The organism is Bacillus sp. OTU530, from assembly GCF_038440375.1.
This window is the reverse complement of record NZ_JASATP010000008.1, coordinates 39,796-63,078: the sequence shown is the minus strand read 5'-3', so window position 1 is coordinate 63,078 and position 23,283 is coordinate 39,796. Positions and strand designations below refer to the sequence as shown.

General features: G+C 43.5%; 21 protein-coding genes. 19 read left to right on the top strand and 2 right to left on the bottom strand.

Going from position 1 to position 23,283, the window contains the following annotated elements; all coding sequences use genetic code 11:
- The first annotated feature begins 172 nt into the window (after nucleotides 1–172).
- The 14 genes from gpr (at nucleotide 173) to AAHB12_RS08125 (ending at nucleotide 15,321) form a co-directional block, all read left to right on the top strand.
- A complete protein-coding gene (gene gpr, locus AAHB12_RS08190) occupies nucleotides 173–1,276 on the top strand; it encodes a GPR endopeptidase (RefSeq protein ID WP_129727325.1) in 1,104 nt (367 codons plus the stop codon).
- Between the two features lie 240 nt (nucleotides 1,277–1,516).
- A complete protein-coding gene (locus tag AAHB12_RS08185; protein WP_129727324.1) occupies nucleotides 1,517–1,873 on the top strand; it encodes a DUF3679 domain-containing protein in 357 nt (118 codons plus the stop codon).
- Nucleotides 1,874–2,041: 168 nt separating this feature from the next.
- The gene (gene lepA, locus AAHB12_RS08180) at nucleotides 2,042–3,865 is read left to right on the top strand and encodes a translation elongation factor 4 (protein WP_129727323.1); all 1,824 of its coding nucleotides are present in this window, start codon (nucleotides 2,042–2,044) and stop codon (nucleotides 3,863–3,865) included.
- Nucleotides 3,866–4,072: 207 nt separating this feature from the next.
- Nucleotides 4,073–5,218 (top strand): radical SAM family heme chaperone HemW, encoded by a 1,146-nt coding sequence (gene hemW / locus AAHB12_RS08175; protein WP_342044916.1) that lies wholly within the window; start codon nucleotides 4,073–4,075, stop codon nucleotides 5,216–5,218.
- A 93-nt stretch (nucleotides 5,219–5,311) separates the two neighbouring features.
- Nucleotides 5,312–6,346: a heat-inducible transcriptional repressor HrcA gene (gene hrcA, locus AAHB12_RS08170; protein ID WP_129727321.1), complete on the top strand. Its 1,035-nt coding sequence runs from the start codon at nucleotides 5,312–5,314 to the stop codon at nucleotides 6,344–6,346.
- Nucleotides 6,347–6,436: 90 nt separating this feature from the next.
- Nucleotides 6,437–6,979, top strand: a complete 543-nt coding sequence (gene grpE, locus AAHB12_RS08165; protein ID WP_342044915.1) for a nucleotide exchange factor GrpE — start codon at nucleotides 6,437–6,439, stop codon at nucleotides 6,977–6,979.
- Nucleotides 6,980–7,001: 22 nt separating this feature from the next.
- Nucleotides 7,002–8,837 (top strand): molecular chaperone DnaK, encoded by a 1,836-nt coding sequence (gene dnaK / locus AAHB12_RS08160; protein ID WP_129727319.1) that lies wholly within the window; start codon nucleotides 7,002–7,004, stop codon nucleotides 8,835–8,837.
- 161 nt (nucleotides 8,838–8,998) lie between these two features.
- Nucleotides 8,999–10,120 carry a molecular chaperone DnaJ gene (gene dnaJ, locus AAHB12_RS08155; protein ID WP_342044914.1) on the top strand — a complete coding sequence of 374 codons (1,122 nt, stop codon included), beginning with the start codon at nucleotides 8,999–9,001 and terminating at the stop codon, nucleotides 10,118–10,120.
- 262 nt (nucleotides 10,121–10,382) lie between these two features.
- Nucleotides 10,383–11,324: a 50S ribosomal protein L11 methyltransferase gene (gene prmA / locus AAHB12_RS08150; RefSeq protein WP_342044913.1), complete on the top strand. Its 942-nt coding sequence runs from the start codon at nucleotides 10,383–10,385 to the stop codon at nucleotides 11,322–11,324.
- 12 nt (nucleotides 11,325–11,336) lie between these two features.
- Nucleotides 11,337–12,086, top strand: a complete 750-nt coding sequence (locus tag AAHB12_RS08145) for a 16S rRNA (uracil(1498)-N(3))-methyltransferase (RefSeq protein ID WP_342044912.1) — start codon at nucleotides 11,337–11,339, stop codon at nucleotides 12,084–12,086.
- A 4-nt stretch (nucleotides 12,087–12,090) separates the two neighbouring features.
- Complete coding sequence (gene mtaB, locus AAHB12_RS08140) at nucleotides 12,091–13,443, top strand: tRNA (N(6)-L-threonylcarbamoyladenosine(37)-C(2))-methylthiotransferase MtaB (RefSeq protein WP_129727315.1); 1,353 nt, start codon at nucleotides 12,091–12,093, stop codon at nucleotides 13,441–13,443.
- A 257-nt stretch (nucleotides 13,444–13,700) separates the two neighbouring features.
- On the top strand, nucleotides 13,701–14,366 hold the full coding sequence (gene deoC / locus AAHB12_RS08135; RefSeq protein WP_342044911.1) for a deoxyribose-phosphate aldolase: 666 nt from the start codon (nucleotides 13,701–13,703) through the stop codon (nucleotides 14,364–14,366).
- Between the two features lie 320 nt (nucleotides 14,367–14,686).
- Nucleotides 14,687–14,860 carry a 30S ribosomal protein S21 gene (gene rpsU / locus AAHB12_RS08130; RefSeq protein WP_129727313.1) on the top strand — a complete coding sequence of 58 codons (174 nt, stop codon included), beginning with the start codon at nucleotides 14,687–14,689 and terminating at the stop codon, nucleotides 14,858–14,860.
- 14 nt (nucleotides 14,861–14,874) lie between these two features.
- A complete protein-coding gene (locus AAHB12_RS08125; protein WP_129727312.1) occupies nucleotides 14,875–15,321 on the top strand; it encodes a GatB/YqeY domain-containing protein in 447 nt (148 codons plus the stop codon).
- Between the two features lie 187 nt (nucleotides 15,322–15,508).
- On the opposite strand, the gene AAHB12_RS08120 is transcribed toward AAHB12_RS08125, so the two are convergent.
- Together AAHB12_RS08120 and AAHB12_RS08115 are read right to left on the bottom strand one after the other, a co-directional pair.
- Nucleotides 15,509–16,201, bottom strand: a complete 693-nt coding sequence (locus AAHB12_RS08120) for a DUF421 domain-containing protein (protein ID WP_246040195.1) — start codon at nucleotides 16,199–16,201, stop codon at nucleotides 15,509–15,511.
- 368 nt (nucleotides 16,202–16,569) lie between these two features.
- On the bottom strand, nucleotides 16,570–16,824 hold the full coding sequence (locus AAHB12_RS08115; RefSeq protein ID WP_129727311.1) for a WGxxGxxG family protein: 255 nt from the start codon (nucleotides 16,822–16,824) through the stop codon (nucleotides 16,570–16,572).
- 223 nt (nucleotides 16,825–17,047) lie between these two features.
- Here AAHB12_RS08115 and AAHB12_RS08110 point away from each other — a divergent pair, with 223 nt between their 5' ends.
- From AAHB12_RS08110 to AAHB12_RS08090, 5 genes are all read left to right on the top strand, one after another.
- Nucleotides 17,048–17,566 (top strand): DUF3231 family protein, encoded by a 519-nt coding sequence (locus AAHB12_RS08110; RefSeq protein ID WP_129727310.1) that lies wholly within the window; start codon nucleotides 17,048–17,050, stop codon nucleotides 17,564–17,566.
- A 435-nt stretch (nucleotides 17,567–18,001) separates the two neighbouring features.
- On the top strand, nucleotides 18,002–18,304 hold the full coding sequence (yqfC, locus tag AAHB12_RS08105) for a sporulation protein YqfC (protein WP_379952305.1): 303 nt from the start codon (nucleotides 18,002–18,004) through the stop codon (nucleotides 18,302–18,304).
- Nucleotides 18,305–18,316: 12 nt separating this feature from the next.
- A complete protein-coding gene (gene yqfD / locus AAHB12_RS08100; RefSeq protein WP_129727306.1) occupies nucleotides 18,317–19,540 on the top strand; it encodes a sporulation protein YqfD in 1,224 nt (407 codons plus the stop codon).
- Nucleotides 19,541–19,748: 208 nt separating this feature from the next.
- A complete protein-coding gene (locus tag AAHB12_RS08095) occupies nucleotides 19,749–20,708 on the top strand; it encodes a PhoH family protein (protein WP_129727304.1) in 960 nt (319 codons plus the stop codon).
- 421 nt (nucleotides 20,709–21,129) lie between these two features.
- Complete coding sequence (locus AAHB12_RS08090) at nucleotides 21,130–23,268, top strand: HD family phosphohydrolase (RefSeq protein ID WP_342044910.1); 2,139 nt, start codon at nucleotides 21,130–21,132, stop codon at nucleotides 23,266–23,268.
- Nucleotides 23,269–23,283: the final 15 nt, after the last annotated feature.

Genomic DNA, 23,283 nt, shown 5'->3' with positions numbered 1-23,283 from the left:
TGCAATCGAGTAACTCGATTCTTACATAGAACAAGGAACATTCTATCAAACGTATTGGATAAATGCAATAGTGAAACGAAATGAATTTTGTACAAACAGAGACTTTTTCGAAGAATGTTTCTTGCTGTTTTTGGAAATTCTAATTTTATTCATATTAGGGGGGGAATTAGCAATGAGTGAATCTCTCGATTTAAGCAAGTATTCTGTTCGTACTGATTTGGCGGTGGAAGCACATGAGATGCTGATGGAGCAGGAGGAAGCACAACGCTCTATTAATGGTGTCATCGTAAAGGAGCGGGACGAAGACGGCATTACCATCACAAAGGTAACAATTGATGAAAATGGCACTGAGGCAATGGGGAAAAAGCCGGGGAACTATTTAACGTTGGAAGTGCAAGGAATTCGTCAGCAGGACACAGAACTGCAGCAAAAGGTGGAGCAAGTATTTGCGAAGGAATTTGCGCACTTTTTAAAAGAGATTGGGATTAGCGATAATGCGAGCTGTTTGGTTGTTGGACTTGGTAATTGGAATGTTACCCCTGATGCACTTGGACCGATTGTAGTGGAAAATACGCTTGTCACACGTCATTTGTTCGAGCTTCAGCCTGAGCAGATCGAGGAGGGCTTTCGGCCAGTGAGTGCGCTTCGTCCTGGCGTAATGGGGATCACCGGTATTGAAACGAGCGATATTATTTTTGGAGTTGTTGAGAAAACAAAACCGGATTTTATAATTGCGATTGATGCATTGGCGGCACGTTCGATTCAGCGGGTAAATAGTACGATTCAAATTTCGGATACTGGCATTCATCCCGGTTCCGGCATTGGAAATAAACGCAAGGAATTAAGTAAAGAAACGCTAGGTATTCCGGTGATTGCAATCGGTGTGCCGACCGTTGTTGATGCGGTTTCCATTACAAGTGATACAATCGATTTTATTTTAAAGCATTTCGGGCGTGAAATGAAGGAAGGCGATAAGCCGTCACGTTCGTTACTTCCGGCAGGCTTTTCTTTCGGTGGCCGAAAAAAGCTGACAGAGGACGATATGCCGGGTGAAAAGGAGCGAAATATGTTTCTAGGTGTCGTTGGAACGCTCGAAGAAGAGGAGAAACGGCGACTCATTCATGAGGTGCTCTCTCCGTTAGGACATAACTTGATGGTAACACCGAAGGAAGTGGATACTTTTATTGAGGATATGGCTAATGTGATTGCAAGCGGCTTAAACGCTGCCCTGCACCATCAAATTGATCAAGATAATGCGGGCGCCTATACCCATTAAAACCGTGTTGCAGCAACACGGTTTTTTTACACTGTACGAAAGTATACAGTATAAGGGCAACTACGCCTCTGTCTTCGCCTAAAGGCAGGGATCGCCAATCAGCTATTTTTTTCTTAGCAAGATAAGGAAGTATAACTTTTCGGGGGGATGTCTAGCTCCCAAGGCCCAAAATGGCATCGTAGGGCTGAACCTCCACTGCCATAAAAGGCGGGCCTTGTCCGCTTTTCTTAAGGAGGTGCGATGATGAAGACATTTTTGATGAGATGCTTAATCTTAATAAGCATTTTATTCGTAGCTGTGCTCGCCGGCATGCAGCTTGCGAATGATGGGTTAAAGAGAATGAAAGGCTATAATGATCCAACCTATGAACAGGTTGCCCATATTACGGGTACAGAAAATGGGAATGTAGAGGCTACGCTTCTTGGCAATACGTTTATAATTGAAGAAAAGCAAAAGGAGCTGGAGCGTTTAAAAACCTTTAATGTGTTTTCCAGACTAGGAGAGGGAGTAACGGCCGGGGTACAAAAAGCTGCGCAGGTCTCTATGAATGCATTTGCTCAGAAGGTTCAAGATATTTTTCAAGAAATCAGGAAGTAACAGCCAAAAGGCGATCACATCTTAATTCTTCGCATTTTCTTTTTACATGAAACGAGCATATCATATAGGTAGGGGTACCGTTTCCATTACTTTTCGTTGAATCTTTACAATCGTATTGATATAATCAAAAGCAGTGTATGTTGGCGACTTTAGTAGGAGTGAGAAACAATGAATCAAGAAGAACGAGCAAATAGGCAATCCCGCATTCGTAATTTTTCCATTATTGCCCACATTGATCATGGGAAATCTACGTTAGCGGATCGTATTTTAGAAAAAACAAATGCGCTATCGCAGCGTGAAATGAAGGCGCAGCTGTTGGATTCTATGGATTTGGAGCGCGAACGCGGAATCACAATTAAGCTGAATGCGGTGCAGTTAAACTATAAAGCAAAAGATGGTCAAGATTATATTATGCATCTAATTGATACGCCTGGTCACGTCGACTTTACGTACGAGGTATCACGCAGTTTGGCGGCGTGTGAAGGAGCGATTCTTGTTGTAGATGCGGCACAAGGGATCGAGGCGCAAACATTGGCGAACGTATATCTTGCGCTTGATAACAATCTTGAAATCCTTCCTGTTATTAACAAAATTGACTTACCAAGTGCTGATCCTGAGCGGGTTCGTCAAGAGGTTGAGGATGTCATTGGATTAGATGCGTCCGAGGCGGTGCTTGCTTCTGCAAAGGCTGGCATCGGTATTGAAGAAATTTTGGAGCAAATTGTAGAAAAGGTACCAGCTCCTGCCGGTGACCCAGAGGCACCGCTGCAAGCGCTGATTTTTGACTCCCTGTACGATGCGTATCGCGGCGTTGTCGCGTATATTCGTGTTGTAAACGGTACGGTGAAGGTTGGCGATAAAGTTCGCATGATGGCAACAGGAGCCGAGTTTGAAGTAACCGAGGTGGGCGTATTTACACCTAAAACGGTTTTACGCGATGAATTATCAGTTGGAGATGTAGGCTTCTTAACTGCATCTATTCGAAATGTCGGCGATACGCGCGTTGGGGATACGATTACGCATGCGAAGCGTCAAGCAGCGGAGCCGCTTCCAGGATACCGTAAGCTGAACCCGATGGTGTTTTGTGGTCTTTATCCAATTGATACAGCTCGTTATAATGACTTGCGCGAGGCGCTCGAAAAGCTGCAGCTGAACGACTCTGCCCTTCAATTTGAGCCAGAAACTTCTCAAGCGCTTGGCTTTGGTTTCCGTTGCGGCTTCTTAGGCTTGCTTCATATGGAAATTATTCAAGAGCGCATTGAGCGCGAGTTTAAGATTGATCTAATTACAACCGCACCAAGCGTTATTTATACAGTACATCTGACAAATGGAGAACAGCTCACAGTAGATAACCCGTCTAATATGCCGGATCCACAAGCCATTGACCGTGTAGAGGAGCCGTATGTAAAAGCAACTGTTATGGTGCCAAATGACTTCGTCGGTGCGGTGATGGAGATTTGTCAGGGAAAACGCGGCACGTTCATTGATATGCAATATTTGGATGAAACGCGTGTGACGCTGACATATGAAATTCCGCTTTCAGAAATTGTGTATGATTTCTTTGATCAGCTGAAATCCAGCACAAAAGGCTATGCATCTTTTGACTATGAGCTTATTGGCTATAAGGCGTCTAAGCTTGTGAAGATGGATATCGTATTGAATGGAGAGACGGTGGATGCCTTGTCCTTTATCGTGCATCGCGACTCTGCGTATGATCGTGGTAAGGTAATCGTTGAAAAGCTGAAGGAGCTTATTCCACGGCAGCAATTTGAGGTACCGATTCAAGCGGCAATCGGAAATAAAATTGTTGCTCGTTCGACCATTAAGGCGATGCGCAAAAACGTATTGGCAAAATGCTATGGCGGTGATATTTCCCGTAAGCGTAAGCTGTTAGAGAAGCAAAAAGAAGGTAAAAAGCGCATGAAGTCTGTCGGCTCTGTAGAGGTGCCGCAGGAGGCGTTCATGGCTGTTTTACGAATGGATGAGAAGTAAAATTCATCAGCGTTTTAGCGAATTCACAGGTGTAGTTTCACCTGCACTGTGTTCCTAAAGTTTCCTGCTTTGTCGAGTTTTCTTCTAGCTGGCAATTTATATTTTCCTACAGTGTAAATAGAAATCGGGAAGCCGCACGAGCTGCGGCTTCTTTTCGTTACGAGTACAGCTGGCTTTGCTCGTAACCATTAGGAAGGAGAAGATTTGATGATCCAATCCGCTTATATCCACATTCCGTTTTGTCAGCATATCTGTCATTACTGCGATTTTAATAAAATGTTTATTGACCGACAGCCGGTGGATCAGTATTTGGATTACTTGGAGAAAGAGATTGAAAATACGGTGCAGCAGGTTCCGTTTGGACAGCTGCAAACGATTTTTGTTGGCGGCGGAACACCAACTGCTCTTAACATGAAGCAAACCGAGCGCCTTCTTTCCATTATTGATAAGCATTTGCGACCTAAAGCGACCGAGTATGAGCTGACATTTGAAGCCAATCCCGGTGATGTACCGAAGGAGAAGCTGAAGCTATTAATTGAAGGCGGTGTGAATCGTCTAAGTTTTGGTGTACAAACGTTTCAGGAGAGTCTGCTGAAAAAGCTTGGGCGCACGCATACGAGGCAGGACGTAGTGAAATCGGTAGAGGATGCAAAAGCTGCCGGATTTTTCAACATAAATCTAGATTTGATTTACGCGTTGCCGACACAAACTATCCAGGACGTTCGGGAAACGCTTCAGGAAGCATATGCATTAGATGTGCCGCATTTTTCAGCCTACTCGTTAATTGTTGAACCAAAAACGGTATTTTACAACATGATGCAAAAAGGAAAGCTGCCGTTGCCAAGCGAAGAGCATGAGGCCCAAATGTATGAAATCGTCATGGATGAGATGGAGAAAAACGGTTATCATCAATATGAAATTAGCAATTTTTCAAAAGCGGGATATGAAAGCCGTCATAATCTTACGTATTGGAACAATGAGGAATATTATGGATTTGGTGCAGGAGCGCACGGGTATACGGCTGGAAAGCGTACACAAAATGCAGGGCCGTTAAAAAAATATTTCACCGCAATTGATGAAACAGGTTTTCCGTATGTGAGCGCACATCCGGTGACCAAGCAGGAGCAAATGGAGGAGGAATTATTTTTAGGCCTTCGGAAAACAGAGGGTGTAAGTAAGGATACATTCCTGCAAAAGTTTGGCCTGCGCCTAGACGCTATATTTCAAAAGCAAATTGAAAAGCAGACGCGTCTTGGATTAATTGAGGAGACAGCGGAGGCCATTCGATTGACACGGAAGGGCAAGCTGCTTGGAAATGAAGTATTTCAGTCTTTTCTTATTGATGAATCTTAATAGCTTTTGCATTGACAACGGAGCGCTAATTTTGGTAATTTAGTATTAGAATTAGCACTCGAAAGAATAGAGTGCTAACAGAGGTGATTGTACATGCTTACCGACCGTCAGCTCTTAATTTTGCAAATTATCATTGATGATTTTATTCGTTCGGCACAGCCTGTCGGGTCGCGCACACTTTCTAAGAAAGAGGAAATTACCTTCAGCTCTGCGACGATTCGAAATGAGATGGCTGATTTAGAGGAGTTAGGATTTATTGAAAAAACGCATAGCTCCTCTGGGCGTGTTCCTTCTGAGAAGGGATACAGATTTTATGTAGATCACCTCCTTGCGCCGCAGCACTTGCCGCAACAGGAAATTGTACAGGTCAAAGGATTGTTCGCCGAGAAGATTTTTGAAATGGAAAAGCTTGCGCAGCAATCGGCAGAGATTTTGTCTGACCTAACGAGCTATACCTCGATTGTGCTTGGACCAAAGGTGGGCGAGAATAGGCTGAAAAGCGTGCAAATTGTTCCAATTGGTCCGCAAACAGCTGTAGCTATTATTGTTACCGATACAGGCCATGTGCAAAACAAGACGATTACTGTGCCAGCTAACGTTGAGCTCAGTGATTTAGAGAAAATGGTAAATATTTTAAACGACAAGCTCGTAGGTATTCCCATTTCCGAATTGCACAATAAGATTTTTAAAGAAATTGTCACTGTTCTTCGTCAGCATATCCAAAGCTACGATGCGGTGGTGAAAATGCTCGATGGCACATTCAAGTTTCCGTTATCAGAAAAGATGTATCTAGGCGGAAAAACCAATATGCTATCGCAGCCGGAGTTCCATGATATTAATAAAATTCGTTCTCTTTTAATGATGATGGAGCACGAACAGGAGCTGTACAGCATGCTGCGTGATAAGCATTCAGGTATTCAAGTAAGAATCGGCCGCGAGAACGGTTCATCCGCTATGGAGGATTGCAGCTTAATTACAGCTACGTATTCGATAGGGGAAGAACAGCTTGGCACGATTGCGATTTTGGGACCAACTAGAATGCACTATTCTCGTGTTATTAGCTTGCTGCAGCTATTTACAGGTCAACTGACCAAAGTATTTCAAGGCTTGCATCAAACGAAGGAATGATGGGAAAATAAGGTAGGTGAGGCTGCGGGGAGAACATTCTTCTCCGCGTAGCTCAAATAGGAAGAACACTCTTTGAGGGAGGTGAAAGCAATGGAAGAACGTAACGAGCAAACAGTTGAAGAAACGATTGAACAACAGGAAGAGCAGGTAGAGGAGCAAGCAAGCACTGAGGTATCTCCTTTAGAGGAAGCTATCAATGAATTGCAAGCAAAACTTACTGATACGGAAAATCGTATGCTTCGTCTGCAAGCGGACTTTGATAACTATCGTCGTCGTGTTCAGCTTGACAAGGAAGCAGCTGAGAAATATAGAGCGCAAAGTCTGGTAAGTGATTTACTGCCGGCTCTTGATAGCTTTGAGAGAGCATTAAAGGTAGAAGTAAAGGATGAATCTGGTTCGGCGCTGCTGCAAGGCATGGAAATGGTATACCGTCAAATGATGGAAGCTCTTCAAAAAGAAGGGGTAGAAGCAATTGAATCGGTGGGCAAACCGTTTGATCCATATCAGCATCAAGCCGTAATGCAGACAGAGGATAGCGAATATGAGCCTAACACAGTTGTAGAGGAGTTCCAAAAGGGCTACAAACTGAAGGACAAGGTTATTCGTGTTTCAATGGTAAAAGTAAATCAATAATATTACATAGGAGGGATTCTCTATGAGTAAAATTATCGGTATCGACTTAGGTACAACAAACTCCTGCGTTGCTGTCATGGAGGGCGGAGAGCCGAAGGTAATCGCCAATGCAGAAGGAAACCGCACAACACCGTCTGTTGTAGCGTTTAAAAATGGGGAGCGTCAAGTAGGTGAGGTTGCAAAGCGTCAATCCATCACAAACCCGAACACAATTATGTCTGTTAAGCGTCACATGGGTACAGATTACAAAGTAAACGTTGAGGGCAAGGATTATTCTCCGCAGGAAGTATCTGCGATTATCCTGCAGCATTTAAAATCTTATGCGGAAGAATACCTAGGTGAAAAAGTAACAAAAGCTGTTATTACAGTTCCGGCTTACTTCAACGATGCAGAGCGTCAAGCAACGAAGGATGCAGGCCGTATTGCTGGTCTTGAAGTAGAGCGTATCATCAATGAGCCAACAGCAGCAGCGCTTGCATACGGTCTAGATAAAACAGACGAAGAGCAAAAAATTCTCGTATACGACCTTGGCGGCGGTACATTTGACGTATCTGTACTTGAACTTGCAGAAGGTACATTCGAGGTAATGGCAACAGCTGGTGACAACCGTCTTGGCGGTGATGACTTTGACCAAGTGATTATCGACTATTTGGTTGCTGAATTCAAAAAAGAAAACGGTCTTGATTTATCTCAAGACAAAATGGCATTGCAACGTTTAAAGGATGCTGCAGAAAAAGCGAAAAAAGATCTTTCTGGTGTAACAAGCACACAAATTTCCTTGCCGTTTATTAGCGCAGGCGCGGCTGGCCCGCTTCACTTAGAGGTTACGTTAACAAGAGCGAAATTTGAAGAGATTTCTGCAGGTCTTGTAGAAAGAACATTAGGTCCAACTCGCCGTGCGATGCAGGATGCTGGCCTTTCTGCAAGCGAAATTGATAAAGTTATCCTTGTTGGCGGTTCTACACGTATCCCAGCGGTACAAGAAGCGATTAAGCGCGAAACAGGAAAAGAACCATTCAAAGGTGTAAACCCTGATGAAGTTGTAGCTCTTGGCGCAGCGATTCAAGGCGGCGTATTAACAGGTGACGTAAAAGGCGTTCTATTGCTCGACGTAACTCCGCTTTCCCTTGGTATTGAAACAATGGGCGGCGTATTTACAAAGCTAATTGATCGCAATACAACAATTCCAACAAGTAAATCGCAGGTATTCTCAACTGCAGCTGATAGCCAAACAGCAGTAGATATTCACGTATTGCAAGGTGAGCGTCCAATGGCAGCTGATAACAAAACGCTTGGCCGCTTCCAATTAGGTGATATTCCACCAGCGCCACGCGGTATTCCGCAAATTGAAGTTAGCTTTGATATTGACGCAAATGGTATCGTAAACGTACGTGCAAAGGATTTAGGAACAAACAAAGAACAAACAATCACAATCACGTCTTCTACAAGCCTATCTGATGACGAAATCGATCGCATGGTACGTGAGGCAGAAGCGAATGCGGAAGCAGATAAGCAGCGTAAGGAAGAAGCAGAGATTCGCAACGAAGCAGATCAGCTTGTATTTCAAACAGACAAAGTAGTGAAAGATTTAGAAGGAAAAGTAGACGCTGCCGAAGTAGCAAAAGCAAACGAAGCGAAGGATGCTTTAAAAGCAGCAATTGAAGCAAATGATTTAGCGCAAATCCGCGAGAAAAAGGATGCGTTGCAAGAAATCGTGCAGCAGCTATCTGTAAAGCTATATGAGCAAGCGGCGCAAGCAGCACAGCAAGCACAAGGAGCAGAAGCTGAAGCAGGTGCAGGTGCGAAAAAAGATAACGTCGTAGACGCTGAGTACGAAGAAGTACAAGACGATAAGTAAGATGACAAAAGTCAAAGTCAAGTATACCTTGGCTTTGGCTTTTTTCTTAGATTGTAACTTAGGGAAGCAAAACTGGGCCGTGTCCGCTTTTCCTATTTGCAAAGGTATTTCTTTAGGTGTTACAATTACGTTTATGTGAAAGGAGTCGGGGGTGTTACATTATGAGTAAGAGAGATTACTATGAGGTGCTGGGTGTTAGCAAAACAGCGTCTAAAGATGAGATTAAAAAGGCATACCGCCGTTTGGCTAAAAAATATCATCCGGATGTAAGTACAGAGCCGGATGCAACAGAGAAGTTTAAGGAAGTACAGGAAGCGTATGAGGTTCTCAGTGATGATACGAAGCGTGCGCAATATGACCAATTTGGTCATGCAGGTCCGAATCAGGGCTTTGGCGGCGGGTTTGATGGTGGAGATTTTGGAGGCTTCGGTTTTGAGGATATTTTCAGTTCATTCTTTGGCGGCGGTGGCGGCAGACGCCGTGATCCGAACGCGCCTCGTCAAGGAGCAGACCTTCAATATTCAATGATGCTCAGCTTCGAAGAGGCTATTTTTGGAAAAGAAACTGAGGTTGAACTTGCGAGCGACGAAAATTGTGATACATGTCATGGCTCTGGCGCAAAGCCAGGAACTTCAAAGGATACATGTTCGCATTGCGGCGGAACGGGTCAGGTGAGTGTGCAGCAAAATACACCGTTTGGCCGTATTGTAAATCGCCGTGCATGTGAGCATTGCCGTGGAACAGGTCAGATTATTAAAGAAAAATGTACGACATGTCATGGCGCAGGAAAGGTGCGTAAGCGTAAAAAGATTAATATCAAAATTCCAGCCGGGATTGATGATGGTCAGCAAATTCGCATCTCTGGCAAAGGAGAAGCCGGAATAAACGGTGGACCTCCGGGAGATTTATATGTTGTTGTGCGCGTGAGGCAGCATGAATTTTTTGAGCGTAATGGTGATGATGTCATTTGCGAAATGCCACTCACTTTTGCACAGGCCGCGCTTGGCGATGAGGTAGAGGTACCGACCGTTCACGGTAAGGTGAAGCTGAAAATTCCGGCTGGTACGCAAACGGGCACAGAATTCCGTTTAAAAGGAAAAGGTGCACCGAATGTAAGAGGCTATGGTCAAGGTGATCAGTATGTCATTGTACGGGTTGTGACACCGACAAAACTTACATCCCGCCAAAAGGAGCTATTAACAGAGCTTGCGAAGGATGGGCATGAGGATTTGCATAAAGACGACAGCTTATTTGCTAAGCTTAAAAGAGCATTTAAAGGGTAATACTGGTTAATATAGAAAGGTTTCCTATTTCGTTTATTTCCTAATAGACGGGGGAAGCAAAGAGAATTTGGTTTTTAGCGCACATGAGCCTCCTTGATAGACAGGGGGCTTGTGTGCTGTAGAAACTCACCATTAGGCGAAGACAGCGGTGTAGTCGCACTTACACTGTATTTCTAGAATTTCCGACTGCGTCAATTTGACTTTCAGCTGGAAGTTTATACTTTCTTACAGTGCTAAAAAAGCATAGGAGACAAGATCGATTATGAAATGGTCAGAGGTTACAGTTCATACATCACAGGAGGCTGTTGAGGCAGTTTCCCACATTTTGCATGAAGCAGGGGCAAGTGGTGTTTCAATTGAAGATAAAATGGACTTTACAAAGGAGCGTGACAACCGCTTCGGTGAAATTTACGAGGTAGATGCGAACCAGTATCCAGAGGAAGGCGTGCGAGTTAAGGCGTACTTTGCGCTCAATGACACATTCGATCAGCTATTAGAGCAAATCCGCGTATCTGTTAGTGCTCTTTCAGCCTTTGGGCTTGATATTGGCGCGAACATTGTAACTGCGTCAGAGGTTGATGAAGAGGATTGGGCAACGGCGTGGAAGCAATATTACCATCCGATTAAAGTGTCTGATACGTTTACGATTGTGCCAACATGGGAGGAATATACACCTGAGGTAGAAACAGAGCGGATTATCGAACTTGATCCTGGGATGGCATTTGGGACGGGTACACATCCAACAACGATTATGTGCATCCGGGCACTTGAAAAAGCAGTGCAGCCGGAGGATCTCGTGATTGACGTCGGTACTGGATCAGGCATATTGAGCATTGCGGCTGCCAAGCTTGGCGCTGCCGCTGTACAGGCGTATGATTTGGATGAGGTAGCGGTGGAGAGTGCCCAAATGAATGTGGAGCTCAATAAAGCAGACGATGTTGTCACAGTTGGACAAAACAATCTACTGCAAAATATTGACGGCCCGGTTGATTTGATTGTCGCAAATCTTCTTGCAGATATTATTTTATTATTCCCGCATGATGCGGCAAGAGTGTTAAAGCCAGGCGGATTATTCATTACATCCGGCATCATTGCAGCGAAGCAGCAGGATGTGAGTGAAGGACTGGAACAAGCCGGTTTTACAATTGAAGAAGTTATGACGATGGAAGACTGGGTTGCAATCATTGCCCGCAACAAGGCGTAAGGGTGTGAGCAAATGCAGCGTTATTTTGTACATGAGGAGCAGGTAAACAACAATCATATTACAATAGAAGGTGACGATGCGCATCATATTACCAGAGTGATGCGCATGGAGCCAGGGGACGAATTGTATTGCTGCTTAAACGGAAAAACAGTGATTTGTACGATTGCTGAAATTACCAATACATTTGTGAAAGTGGCTGTTGTACAATGGGTGGAGGAGCGTAGCGAACTGCCTGTTGCGATTACAATTGCAAGCGGCCTGCCAAAGGGAGATAAGCTTGAGCTCATTTTACAAAAGGGTACCGAGCTTGGGGCAGCCGCTTTTTTGCCGTTTCAGGCATCTCGTTCGATTGTAAAATGGGATAGCAAAAAGAGCGAGAAGAAGGTAGAGCGTTGGGCAAAAATCGCAAAGGAGGCGGCAGAGCAGGCTCATCGGAGCATTGTGCCGTCGGTAACAGCGCCACTTTCCTTTAAGGAGCTGCTTGCGGCAAGCGCGCAATATGATGCATGTATCGTAGCGTATGAAGAAGAAGCAAGAAAAGGTGAAAAAGCAAATTTTGTGCAAACACTTGAGAAGCTTCAGCCTGGACAGCGTCTTCTAATTGTATTTGGTCCAGAAGGCGGCTTGACAGAGGATGAAGTGCAGCGTTTGTGTGAACATACTTTCGTTTCCTGCAGCTTAGGACCGAGAATTTTACGAACAGAAACAGCACCGCTTTATGCGTTGTCTGCTGTTTCCTATCATTTTGAACTAATGAGGTGATTATATGGCAACAGTTGCGTTTCATACGTTAGGGTGCAAAGTCAACCATTATGAAACAGAAGCGATTTGGCAGCTGTTTAAAGAAGCAGGCTACGAGCGCACCGAATTTGAAAGAGCGGCAGATGTGTATGTGATTAATACATGTACAGTGACAAACACAGGAGATAAAAAGAGCCGGCAAATCATTCGCCGCGCGGTCCGTCAAAATCCAGACGCTGTTATTTGTGTAACAGGCTGTTATGCACAAACATCTCCAGCCGAGATCATGGCTATTCCTGGTGTTGATATTGTTGTTGGAACACAAGATCGCAGCAGCATGCTTGGATATATTGAGCAATATAAAAACGAGCGTCAGCCGATCAATGCGGTGCGCAATATTATGAAAACTCGTGTGTATGAGGAGCTGGATGTTCCATATTTTACAGATCGTACACGTGCATCATTAAAGATTCAAGAAGGCTGCAACAACTTCTGTACATTCTGTATTATTCCATGGGCGCGTGGCTTAATGCGTTCACGTGATCCGCAGGAGGTTATTCGCCAAGCGCAGCAGCTTGTGGATGCAGGCTATCAGGAAATCGTCCTAACCGGTATTCATACAGGCGGATACGGTGAAGACATAAAGGACTATAATCTTGCGATGCTGCTTCGTGACATGGAAGCACAAGTGAAAGGATTAAAGCGTCTGCGTATTTCTTCAATTGAAGCGAGCCAAATTACAGATGAGGTAATTGAGGTACTGCGCGATTCTAAAATTGTAGTGCGCCATCTGCATATTCCGATCCAGTCAGGATCGAATACAGTACTAAAGCGGATGCGCCGCAAATATACAATGGAGTTTTTCGGAGAGCGTCTTGATCGCTTGAAGGAAGCACTTCCGGGTCTTGCGATTACATCGGATGTTATCGTTGGCTTCCCGGGTGAAACAGAAGAAGAGTTCATGGAAACCTTTAATTTTATCCAAGCACATAAATTCTCTGAATTGCATGTATTTCCGTATTCCAAGCGTACAGGTACGCCTGCCGCTCGTATGGATGATCAAGTAGCTGAGGATGTCAAAAATGAGCGTGTGCATAAGCTTATTGCGTTATCTGATCAGCTCGCGAAGGAATATGCTTCTATGTTTGAGGGTGAAGTGCTTGAAATCATCCCAGAAGAGGCATTCAAGGATGGAGAGCAAACCGGATTACTTGTTGGATATACAGATAATTACCTAAAGGTAGTATTTGAAGGCACGGAAGATTTGATCGGCAAGCTTGTAAAAGTGAAAATTACAAAGGCTGGCTATCCATATAATGAAGGACAATTTGTCCGCGTTGTTGAGGCTGCAGTTGAAACAGAGGCTGCCAGCGCGTGATAAAAAGCATGCAAACGGGGTGTTTGCATGCTTTTTTGCACTGTCGGCAATTTTAGGCGTGCAGTGTCCGTGCAGTTGCCCCCACCTAAGCCGCCTAACGTTCCAAGTACAGGATAAAGTTGCGATAGCGAAGGAATGAAATCATAAAACGCGGATAACTTAACAATAGGAAAGGCATATATCTTATGATATAATCCGATTAATTGCAGTGGTCAGATAATGAACTTCGTACATGGCGGTGCGGAAAGGGGTAACAAATGAATTATGCAAAATTGATTGATCATACATTACTGAAGGCAGATGCAAAAAAGGAAACCATCATAACACTATGTGAGGAAGCAAAGCAGCATCACTTTGCATCTGTGTGTGTGAATCCGACTTGGGTCGAGGCGGCCGCGCAGCTTCTTCACGGAACAGATGTGGCTGTATGTACAGTTATTGGGTTTCCTCTAGGGGCAAACACACCCGAAACAAAAGCATTTGAAGCTAGCGATGCAATTGCGAAGGGTGCAACAGAGGTGGATATGGTTATCAATATTGGGGCGTTAAGGGATGGAAATGACGAACTTGTTGAAAGAGATATTCGTGCGGTTACAGAGGCGGCAAAAGGGAAAGCGCTGACAAAGGTTATTATTGAAACGTCCCTGTTAACGGAAGAAGAGAAGGTGCGTGCTTGCAAATTGGCCGTCAAAGCGGGAGCTGATTTTGTAAAAACGTCAACCGGATTCTCAACGGGCGGTGCGACGGTAGAGGACATCGCTCTTATGAGAAAGACGGTTGGACCTGCTATCGGTGTCAAAGCATCAGGAGGGGTTCGCGACTTTGCAGGTCTGGAAGCGATGGTACAGGCAGGGGCAACTAGGATTGGAACAAGCTCTGGTGTAGCGCTGATTAGCGGACAGGCAGCAAAAACAGATTATTAAGAGGCCCCGACAGGCTAGGGATATTGATCACTGTAAGAAAGTATAAATTTCCAGCCAGAAGCAAATTCGACGTAGTCGGAAATTTTAGGAATACAGTATAAGTGCAACTACGCCTCTGTCTTCGCCCAAGAGCAGGGCTCGCCAATCGGCGAGTTTTCTTTACGCATGGGTGCCTGTCAGTCAAAATTTCTTTACAATATGGTTGACCAGAAAGGAAGCAATGTATTATAATCTTAAAAGACATGCTGAAGAAGTGTTTCTTTTTTGCATGCCCTAGAATCTAAGATGTAAGTGGATGTTTCGGAGGGAGGGAAAGAAGGATGTCTAAAACAGTCGTTCGCAAAAACGAATCTTTGGAGGATGCGCTTCGTCGTTTTAAGAGAGCAGTTTCTAAAACTGGTACGCTTGCGGAAGCAAGAAAACGTGAGTTTTACGAAAAGCCAAGCGTAAAACGCAAGAAGAAGTCTGAAGCAGCTAGAAAGCGTAAATTCTAAGAGAGGGTGTATTTATGAGTCTTCTCGATCGTTTAAACGATGATATGAAACAAGCGATGAAGAATAAAGAAAAAGAAAAGCTTACCACCATTCGGATGGTAAAGTCTGCTTTACAAAATGAAGGCATTAAGCTGCAGCAACAACCCTTGTCTGAAGAGGCTGAGCTAACAGTATTGACTCGTGAATTAAAGCAGCGCAAAGACTCCCTCCTTGAATTTGAAAAAGCGGGTCGTGAAGACCTTGTGGATAAAATAAAAGGCGAAATTGCAGTTTTAGAAGAGTATTTACCACAGCAGTTGAGCGAAGAGGAGCTAACAGCCGTTATTAAGCAAGCAATTGCGGATACGGGTGCAGCTTCTAAAGCTGATATGGGCAAAGTCATGGGTGCAGTCATTCCAAAAGTAAAAGGGAAAGCTGACGGCTCTTTAGTGAATAAGCTTGTTTCACAATTGCTATCATAAAAAAACGTCTCGGTATAACCGAGACGTTTTTTTATGATATTTGACAAGATAAGAAAATATAACTTTTCGGGGTGATGTCTAGCTAGAAGACAATTCGACGTAGTGAGAGATTTTGGGACTAAAGTATAAGTAGGGTTACGCCTCTGTCTTCGCCCAACGGCAGGGCTCGCCAATCGGCGAGTTTTCTTTATTCCTTAAAAATAAGTTGTAGGCGATGTTGTTCATCTAGAGTTGCAAACAAAATCATGTGAATAGGTTCCTTTATATGCTGCTGCAGCCAAGCTTCATCTTTTCCTAAGGAAAGGAGCGCCTCTTTTCTTATTTTTCCTTCCTTAACAACAACTGTCGGCAATGAAAATGCTTCACTTTTTATATTCATATCATTCCTTGTTGGGGTCTCGTATTCACTTTTTAGGAAGACGGAAATCGTGCCGCCAGGTTCCCACAGGGCAACTGCTACCTTTTGGATGTCCTCTATCTGTTGAAGACGAAGGCTTGATAAAACATAATCGATAGAGACTCTTGCTTTTTTTAAGTTCGATAAGAGAAATCGTCCATTTCGGATTAAAATTAGGGGAGGCGGTTCGAGGAATTTTCTCCATCTTTCCCATTTTAAGCCCAAAAAAGCACTGCCAGCATGCAGAATGACGAGCACAGAGCTTGTAATCATCCCATCCCAAACATCAAGGCTGGGATCGGCAAGAGGATTTCCTAATAGCCCGCCAAGCAAAAGAGCTATCACAAAATCAAGGAAACGTAATTGCGATATAGATCGTTGGCCCATGAATTTGGCCACAAGTACCAAGAAGACATAAATGATTACACCGCGCTCAAGCCATTGCAGCAAAGTAAGATGATTATGTCCCAAAAAGATAGACAATGGTTGCTCCCCCTTTCCTCTATATATTTTTCACCTTCTCCTGCCATATATGTAAAACAGAGCCCTTTTTCTTTTTCGGTGCTAGAACATGCCTTTTCTTCATGCATATGAATTTTTTTATAGACGGTTGTTGGGAATCCTTATTTCACTAAGCATAATTTAGAAACAGTAAAATGGAAGCACTATGCTTCAGCTTATCGGATTCAGTTTAAGGTGTAAAACAGAAACAGGGAGGAAAACAGCAGATTAAATTACTCAAGTAATCACTTTGTAATTGACATTAAAAAGAACTTGGAGAGTTTCCAAGTTCTTTATCATTCGTTGTGAAACTAAAGTAACTGAATAATAAAAACAAACAGTTATCTGTATTAACGAACGTTTTCCTCTCTTCTTCTTCTAAGACCAAGCAGACCTACTAATCCTAATAAACCGAGCCATTCCCAGTTTGTATCATTATCATCATTAATGTCTGTTGTTGTAGTGACGTTTCGAGTGTTTAAGTTGTCATTGTAATTAACTCTATCCACGTTGTTATTGTTATTATTTGCAGCATGAACAGGTGCTACTAAAGTCATTGCAGCTAAAGCTAAAGTACAAGTTATTAAAGATAGCTTTTTCTTCATGGCTCTCTCTCCTTTCATCAATACTTAATGTCTCCAGCTTCATTAGGTGCTATTCATTAAGTTGTAGACAGAACTACTTAGGTTAAAATTGCGAGATATACCTCTAATAACCATCATTAGGAATGACGCATAGCATCAGTTTTTTTAGAGATTATAACAACGTGACCGAACGTTGAGAAAGGGAGGTCGCTCAATGAATGTTTTTGAAATAAGGAGGACAATCATGGGAATATTAAGTGGAAATCCAACAAATGAGCCAATGCACTATGGTGAAGTTTTTGGTGTATGGGGTTACCTTGCAACAACTCGTGGATTACTGGTTGGATATCAAACGCTCTATAACCATACTGGCGATGGAGATTTAGAAAATTTCCTTGAAGATATGATGCGAAGTATGAAACAGGAAATCGAGCAGGTCGAAAATTTACTAAAAGTAAATGGAATTGGCTTGCCGCCTTCTCCTCCTGAACGTCCAATCGCTGCGTTAGAAAGTATCCCTGCAGGGGCAAGATTTAACGACCCTGAGATTTCTGCTAGTGTAGGAAGGGACATTGCTACAGGGTTAGTTGCATGTAGCCAAATGATTGGTCAAAGTATTCGTGAAGACGTTGCGATGATGTTTGGACAGTTCCATGCCACTAAGGTCCAATTTGGTGGAAGATTGTTACGGATAAACAAAGAAAAAGGATGGTTAGTCCCTCCCCCGCTTCATGTACAAACCCCTGAGCTTGCTCATGTTTAATTAGCTAAGTACGTCTGAGAATGAATGCTACCTTGATTATTAGGGTAGCATTCTTAATTTCACCTAGTTGCATACTCTCCTTTAAGTTTTGTCACCACAACAGAAAATTTTATTGTTGTGTGGACAAAAAGAAAACGCCCGAATGGCTGCTTTAATTTTCATAAATGATAGTTTTACTTGTATCCAATTTGAATTTTTCTTTCAATTCCTTATTAGCCTTTCTCTCTTCATGTAACTTGTACTGATATCCCTTTGATTCGCATAGTCTTGTATTAGCGGTTCTGTGATTAAGGAGAACATCATCTTGTCCCGAGAAATGCGATTGTATATAGCGACTGTTTTAGTTAACATGATACAAACTCCTTCAGAATATAGTTATGTTAGTGAAGTCATTACAGCATAACAACCACCTGTAAGAAAACTCATACATATGAGATGAGAAGGGGGGATTCTTCGGTGAGAAAGCTTCAGCAACAAATGAAAAGTTGGATTACTAAGAAGATGGACCTGCCTGCTGACGTCCTCATGGATCTTCCTCGCATTACACTGGTTGGACAAATTCACATTTATATAGAAAATCATCGAGGACTGTTAGTATTCTCGGACACAGAGGTGCGTCTGCTGCTGAAGCAGGGGCAATTACTTATAAGGGGCAACTCGTTTGTCATCAAGACGATTCTTCCGGAGGAACTGTTGCTTGAAGGAACAATAGAACAAGTTCTATTTTTGAACGAGTAATGGAGGAGAGTCATGAAGAATCAATGGGTTACCGTCTTTTTGGGATACGTAAAGGTGAGATTAAAAGGCCGCGGCAGCGAGCGCTTTGTAAATGAGTGCGTACGTAGAGGGATATTTGTTTGGAATGTAAAGCGAATAGGAAACGAAGCCCTTACCTTCCATATGCTGCTGAAGGATGTGCGCAGACTCCGCGGGGTGCGCCGTAAAAATGAATGTGATATTGCGTTTATAGGGCGGTACGGCTTTCCGTTTTGGCAGAAGCGTCTTCTGCGTAACAGCGGCTTTTTAATTGGCTTTGTTCTCTTTTTTGTGAGTATTATCATCCTATCTAACATGGTATGGAATGTGAAAATCGAGGGAGCAAAGCCGGAAACCGAATATTTATTGGTTAAGGAGCTGAACCGTCTAGGTGTGGAAAAAGGAAAGCTGCAATTTCAAATGCCTGATGTAGATGCTATTCAGCGTTCGTTAACAAATAATGTCCATTCTATTACCTGGGTAGGTGTGGAGCTGCGAGGTACGACCTATCACTTGCAGGTTGTAGAAAAGAGCGAGCCGGAAGAAGAAGAAGCATTATCCCCTCGTAATTTAATCGCTAAAAAGGAAGCAGTGATTGAAAGGCTGTTTGTAGAGAAGGGGAAGCCGGCTGTGGCGGTGCATGATCATGTAGAAAAGGGGCAATTGCTCGTGTCTGGTATGTATGGCAAAGAAGACAATCCGACACTTGTCCCGGCTAAGGGAGTAATTTTTGGCGAAACTTGGTACAAGTCAGAGGTGGAAGTCCCTTTAAAAACAACTTTTCAAGTATATACAGGAGCGTTTTTTGTGAAGCATTATATCAAATTGGGGAATTTTAAGATAAAAGTTTGGGGATTTGAAGAAAATAAATATAAGCGTTTTAAGGAAGACGCTATGATGTACAATATAAAGTTTTTCCGCTGGTCATTGCCGATTGCTTATGAAAAGGTTTCGGTACGAGAGGAAGAAGCTGCAGACAGACAATATACAGAAAAACAGGCGATTGAGGCCGGGAAAGAAATGGCGCAGCAGGAGCTTAAGAAAAAGTTGGATGAGAAAGCCACGATTGTTGGGGAAAAGGTTTTACAGAAGCGGCTAGAGAATGGTAAATTAAAGTTATCATTACACTATAAGGTAATCGAGGATATCGTTGCTACCCAGCCAATTTCGAAACCGGATACCCAAAAGGAATCTAAAAAGAAACAAAAATCATCATGAAATGGGATTAAACGCAATCACAATTCAGGCGCGGGGTAGGGTACCTGCATTGTGAAGTGAGTGAAGCCCAAGCAAAGCATCCAAATTTAAAGAAAGGAAGTCTACTGAAAGATATATACGCTAAGTTAAATTGGAATAGATGTTTATGGAGCTCAATAGCTTCTCATGCGTTAGATAGTTGTATACATTTTCAGTAGCAGCGTAACGAATGACCGAACAATTAGTGGAACTAACTCAACAAGTAGAAAATCAAAATGAAGCAGCCGCTCTTTTTGGTGTAAATGATGCCAATCTGAAGCTTATTGAACAGGAATTGCAGGTTTCTATTATTACAAGAGGCGGTTCGGTGCGAGTTTCTGGAACAGACGAGCAGGTTCAGCTTGTTGAAGAAATTTTGCAGCGTCTGCTTGCGGTAATCCGAAAGAGCGTAACGATTACAGAACGGGACGTTGCTTACGCTGTCCAGCTTGGACAGAGTGGACGGTTACAGCATTTTGAGGAGCTGTATGAAGAAGAAATCTTCCGAAACGCAAAAGGAAAGCCGATTCACGTTAAAACGATAGGGCAAAGGCAATATATACATGCTATGAAAAAGAATGATATTGTTTTTGGCATTGGGCCAGCTGGGACAGGGAAGACGTATTTGGCAGTTGTCATGGCTGTTCGAGCATTAAAAAATGGCCTAGTTAAGCGCATCATTCTAACGAGACCAGCGGTAGAGGCGGGAGAAAGTCTTGGGTTTCTGCCTGGTGATTTAAAGGAAAAGGTTGATCCGTATTTGCGTCCATTATATGATGCTCTTCATGATGTGCTTGGACAGGAGCATACGCAGCGCATGATTGAGCGTGGTACAATTGAGGTTGCCCCGCTTGCCTATATGAGGGGACGTACACTCGATGACTCCTTTGTTATTTTGGATGAGGCACAAAATACGACGAGTGCACAAATGAAAATGTTTTTAACTCGCCTTGGTTTCAGTTCCAAGATGGTTGTAACTGGCGATCCGTCACAGGTGGACTTGCCGAAAGGGGTAAAGCCCGGCCTTTCTGCTGCATCCGCTATTTTACGCAACGTATCCGGAATTTCCTTTATTATCCTTGAGCAAGCAGATGTTGTTCGTCATCCACTCGTTCAAAAAATTATTGCGGCGTACGATAAAGCAGAATGACCCAGTTTGGGTCATTTTTTTCACACTATAGAAAAGAAGTATAGCTTTCCAGCTAGAAGCAAATTCGGCGTAGTTGGAAAGCTAGGAAGACAGTATAAGTGCACCTACGTCTCTGTCTTCGCCCAAGGGCAGGGCTCGCCAATCGGCGAGTTTTCTTTACTTTCAGAAAGTTCTACACAGCTTCCTATTAGGGGAAATGACAATCGCTCTCTCTTCTTCCGATTCGGAAAAGGTTGGCGTTTCTTTATTTTTTTACTATCATAAAAGAGGAAGACAACCTTTTTGCCTGTCAGTATTGCTTTTTCTTCTTCTTAGTAAACAACTTGCAGGATCTGGATAGAACAGGGGATTTCTGAATTTTGGTTCTTCCAGAAAAATCTTTTACGCTACGAATTTTTGGAGAGGAGCTTATATTTTTATCATGTCCAAGTCAAGCAAACTGTCCCAATGGTTTCGAAGGATGCGATATTCTAGATTGTTTATCGCTTTACTATACCTCTTCTTAGGAGCTGTGTTGTTTTTTACTCTCATCGGTAATGTGAGACCGGATAAGCTTGATATTAAGTTATTGTCCATCGCCAAGAACTCTATTCATTCACCTGTTACGATTGAAGATAAGGTGACAACAGAGAAACGAAAGCGCGAAGCCGCCCAAAAGGTACCGGATCAATACACGTATCATAGTGAGTATAAAAGCAATCGTGTAAATGTGGTGGAATCGGTATTTAGCGCTGTAAAAGAGGTACAAGAGGAGACAAAAGCTGCGCAGGCGGACCAAACAGACCCAACAGAACAACCCGATGTATCTGAACAGGAGCAGCTGCAGAAGCTGAAAAAGAAGCTGCCAGCGGAGCTGGTAAAGAGTTTATCTGACCAAGTTTTGCTGGCACTGTTAAACGCCCCGCCGGATCAATTGTCCGTTGCCAGGGAATCGACAATTACAGCAGTGAACTATGCGATGAGTGACCAAATTGATATGAATGAGGCTGACCGGTCAAGGGAGCGTATTGCAAAGGAGCTTCAGGATGTCAGTGTCAGCGGGGGATTAAAAACGGCTATCGTAGCACTCGGTCAATATGCTGTTGTGCCGAACTACTTTTATGATCCAGTTGCGACAAAAGAAAGAAGGAAACTCGAAATGGATGCGGTGGATCCGGTTTTTATTTTGCAAGGTCAAATTCTTGTAAAGGAAGGGGACACCATTACGAGAGAGGTGTATGAGCAATTAGAGCTTGTCGGCCTGCTAGCTGATCACCGTGTCTTTCAGCCTTTCATTGGCCTGTTTCTGCTTCTGTCTGTGCTCCTATATTTTATTTATAAGCAGTTTGATCAATTTTCTAAACAGCAGCGCAGCGATAAGCCGTATCTGTTTGCTTATACTATTATTATAACAATTACTATTTTGACGATGAAGATGATTAGCATCTTCCAAAGCATCGAGTATAACGGTCTTGGTTATCTTGTTCCAGTTGCGATGGGTACGATGCTTGTAAAACTGATGATCGGCGATCGCTTCGTCTTTATCACAAGTCTCATTTTCTCTATAAGCGGCAGCATTATGTTTAATGAGGGCATCACGAGCTCCTTGAATTATCATGTAGGCTTTTACCTGCTCATCAGCTCGCTTTCTGTCACTGTCTTCTTACGTGAGAAGAAGCGGCGCAGTATGATTTTGCATGCAGGTACGCTTGTTGCTGTTTTAAATGTTATTGTTCTAATTGCTTTGCTGCTGCTTCGCAACGGCAGTCTCTCACTGTCAGAAACTGCTCTGCACTTGCTGCTGGCTGCTGTCTCGGGTATCGTTTCCTCCGTGCTCACACTCGGGATTCTGCCGTATCTAGAAAGCGGTCTTGGGATTGTATCAGCGATGAAACTAATGGAGCTTTCAAGCCCAAACTCTCCGCTCCTGCGTAAAATCTTGCTTGAGGCGCCTGGTACATACCATCATAGCATCATGGTCGCTAACTTAGCGGAGGCGGCATGTGATGCGATTGGGGCCGATGGTTTGCTAGCACGGGTTGGGGCGTATTATCATGATATCGGCAAAACGATGCAGCCGCATTTGTTTATCGAAAACCAGATGGGGATGGGGAACCCGCATGATTCTCTAAAACCAGAAGTAAGCAGGGATATTATTTTTGCCCATGTGAGTGATGGCGTAGCGGTTCTGGAGGAGCATCGAATTCCAAAGGAGATTATTGATATTACCGCGCAGCATCATGGTACGACTTTGTTGAAATATTTTTATTATAAAGCGGTGAAGGAAGACGAACAGCGTTACACGGAAAATATGTTTCGTTATCCTGGTCCGAAGGCATCCTCAAAAGAATCTGCAGTTGTCGGCATTGCTGACAGTGTAGAGGCGGCAGTCCGCTCGATGAACGCACCGACGCCCGAGCAAATCGCGCAACTGGTACAAGGGATTATTGCTGATCGTTTAAAGGACGGGCAGTTCAGTGAATGTAATTTAACGTTTAAGGAACTGCAAACAATTGAGAAGACAATTTGTGAGACATTGAACGGTATTTTTCATTCACGCATTAAATATCCAAACTTATAAGATAGCAGGTGGCAT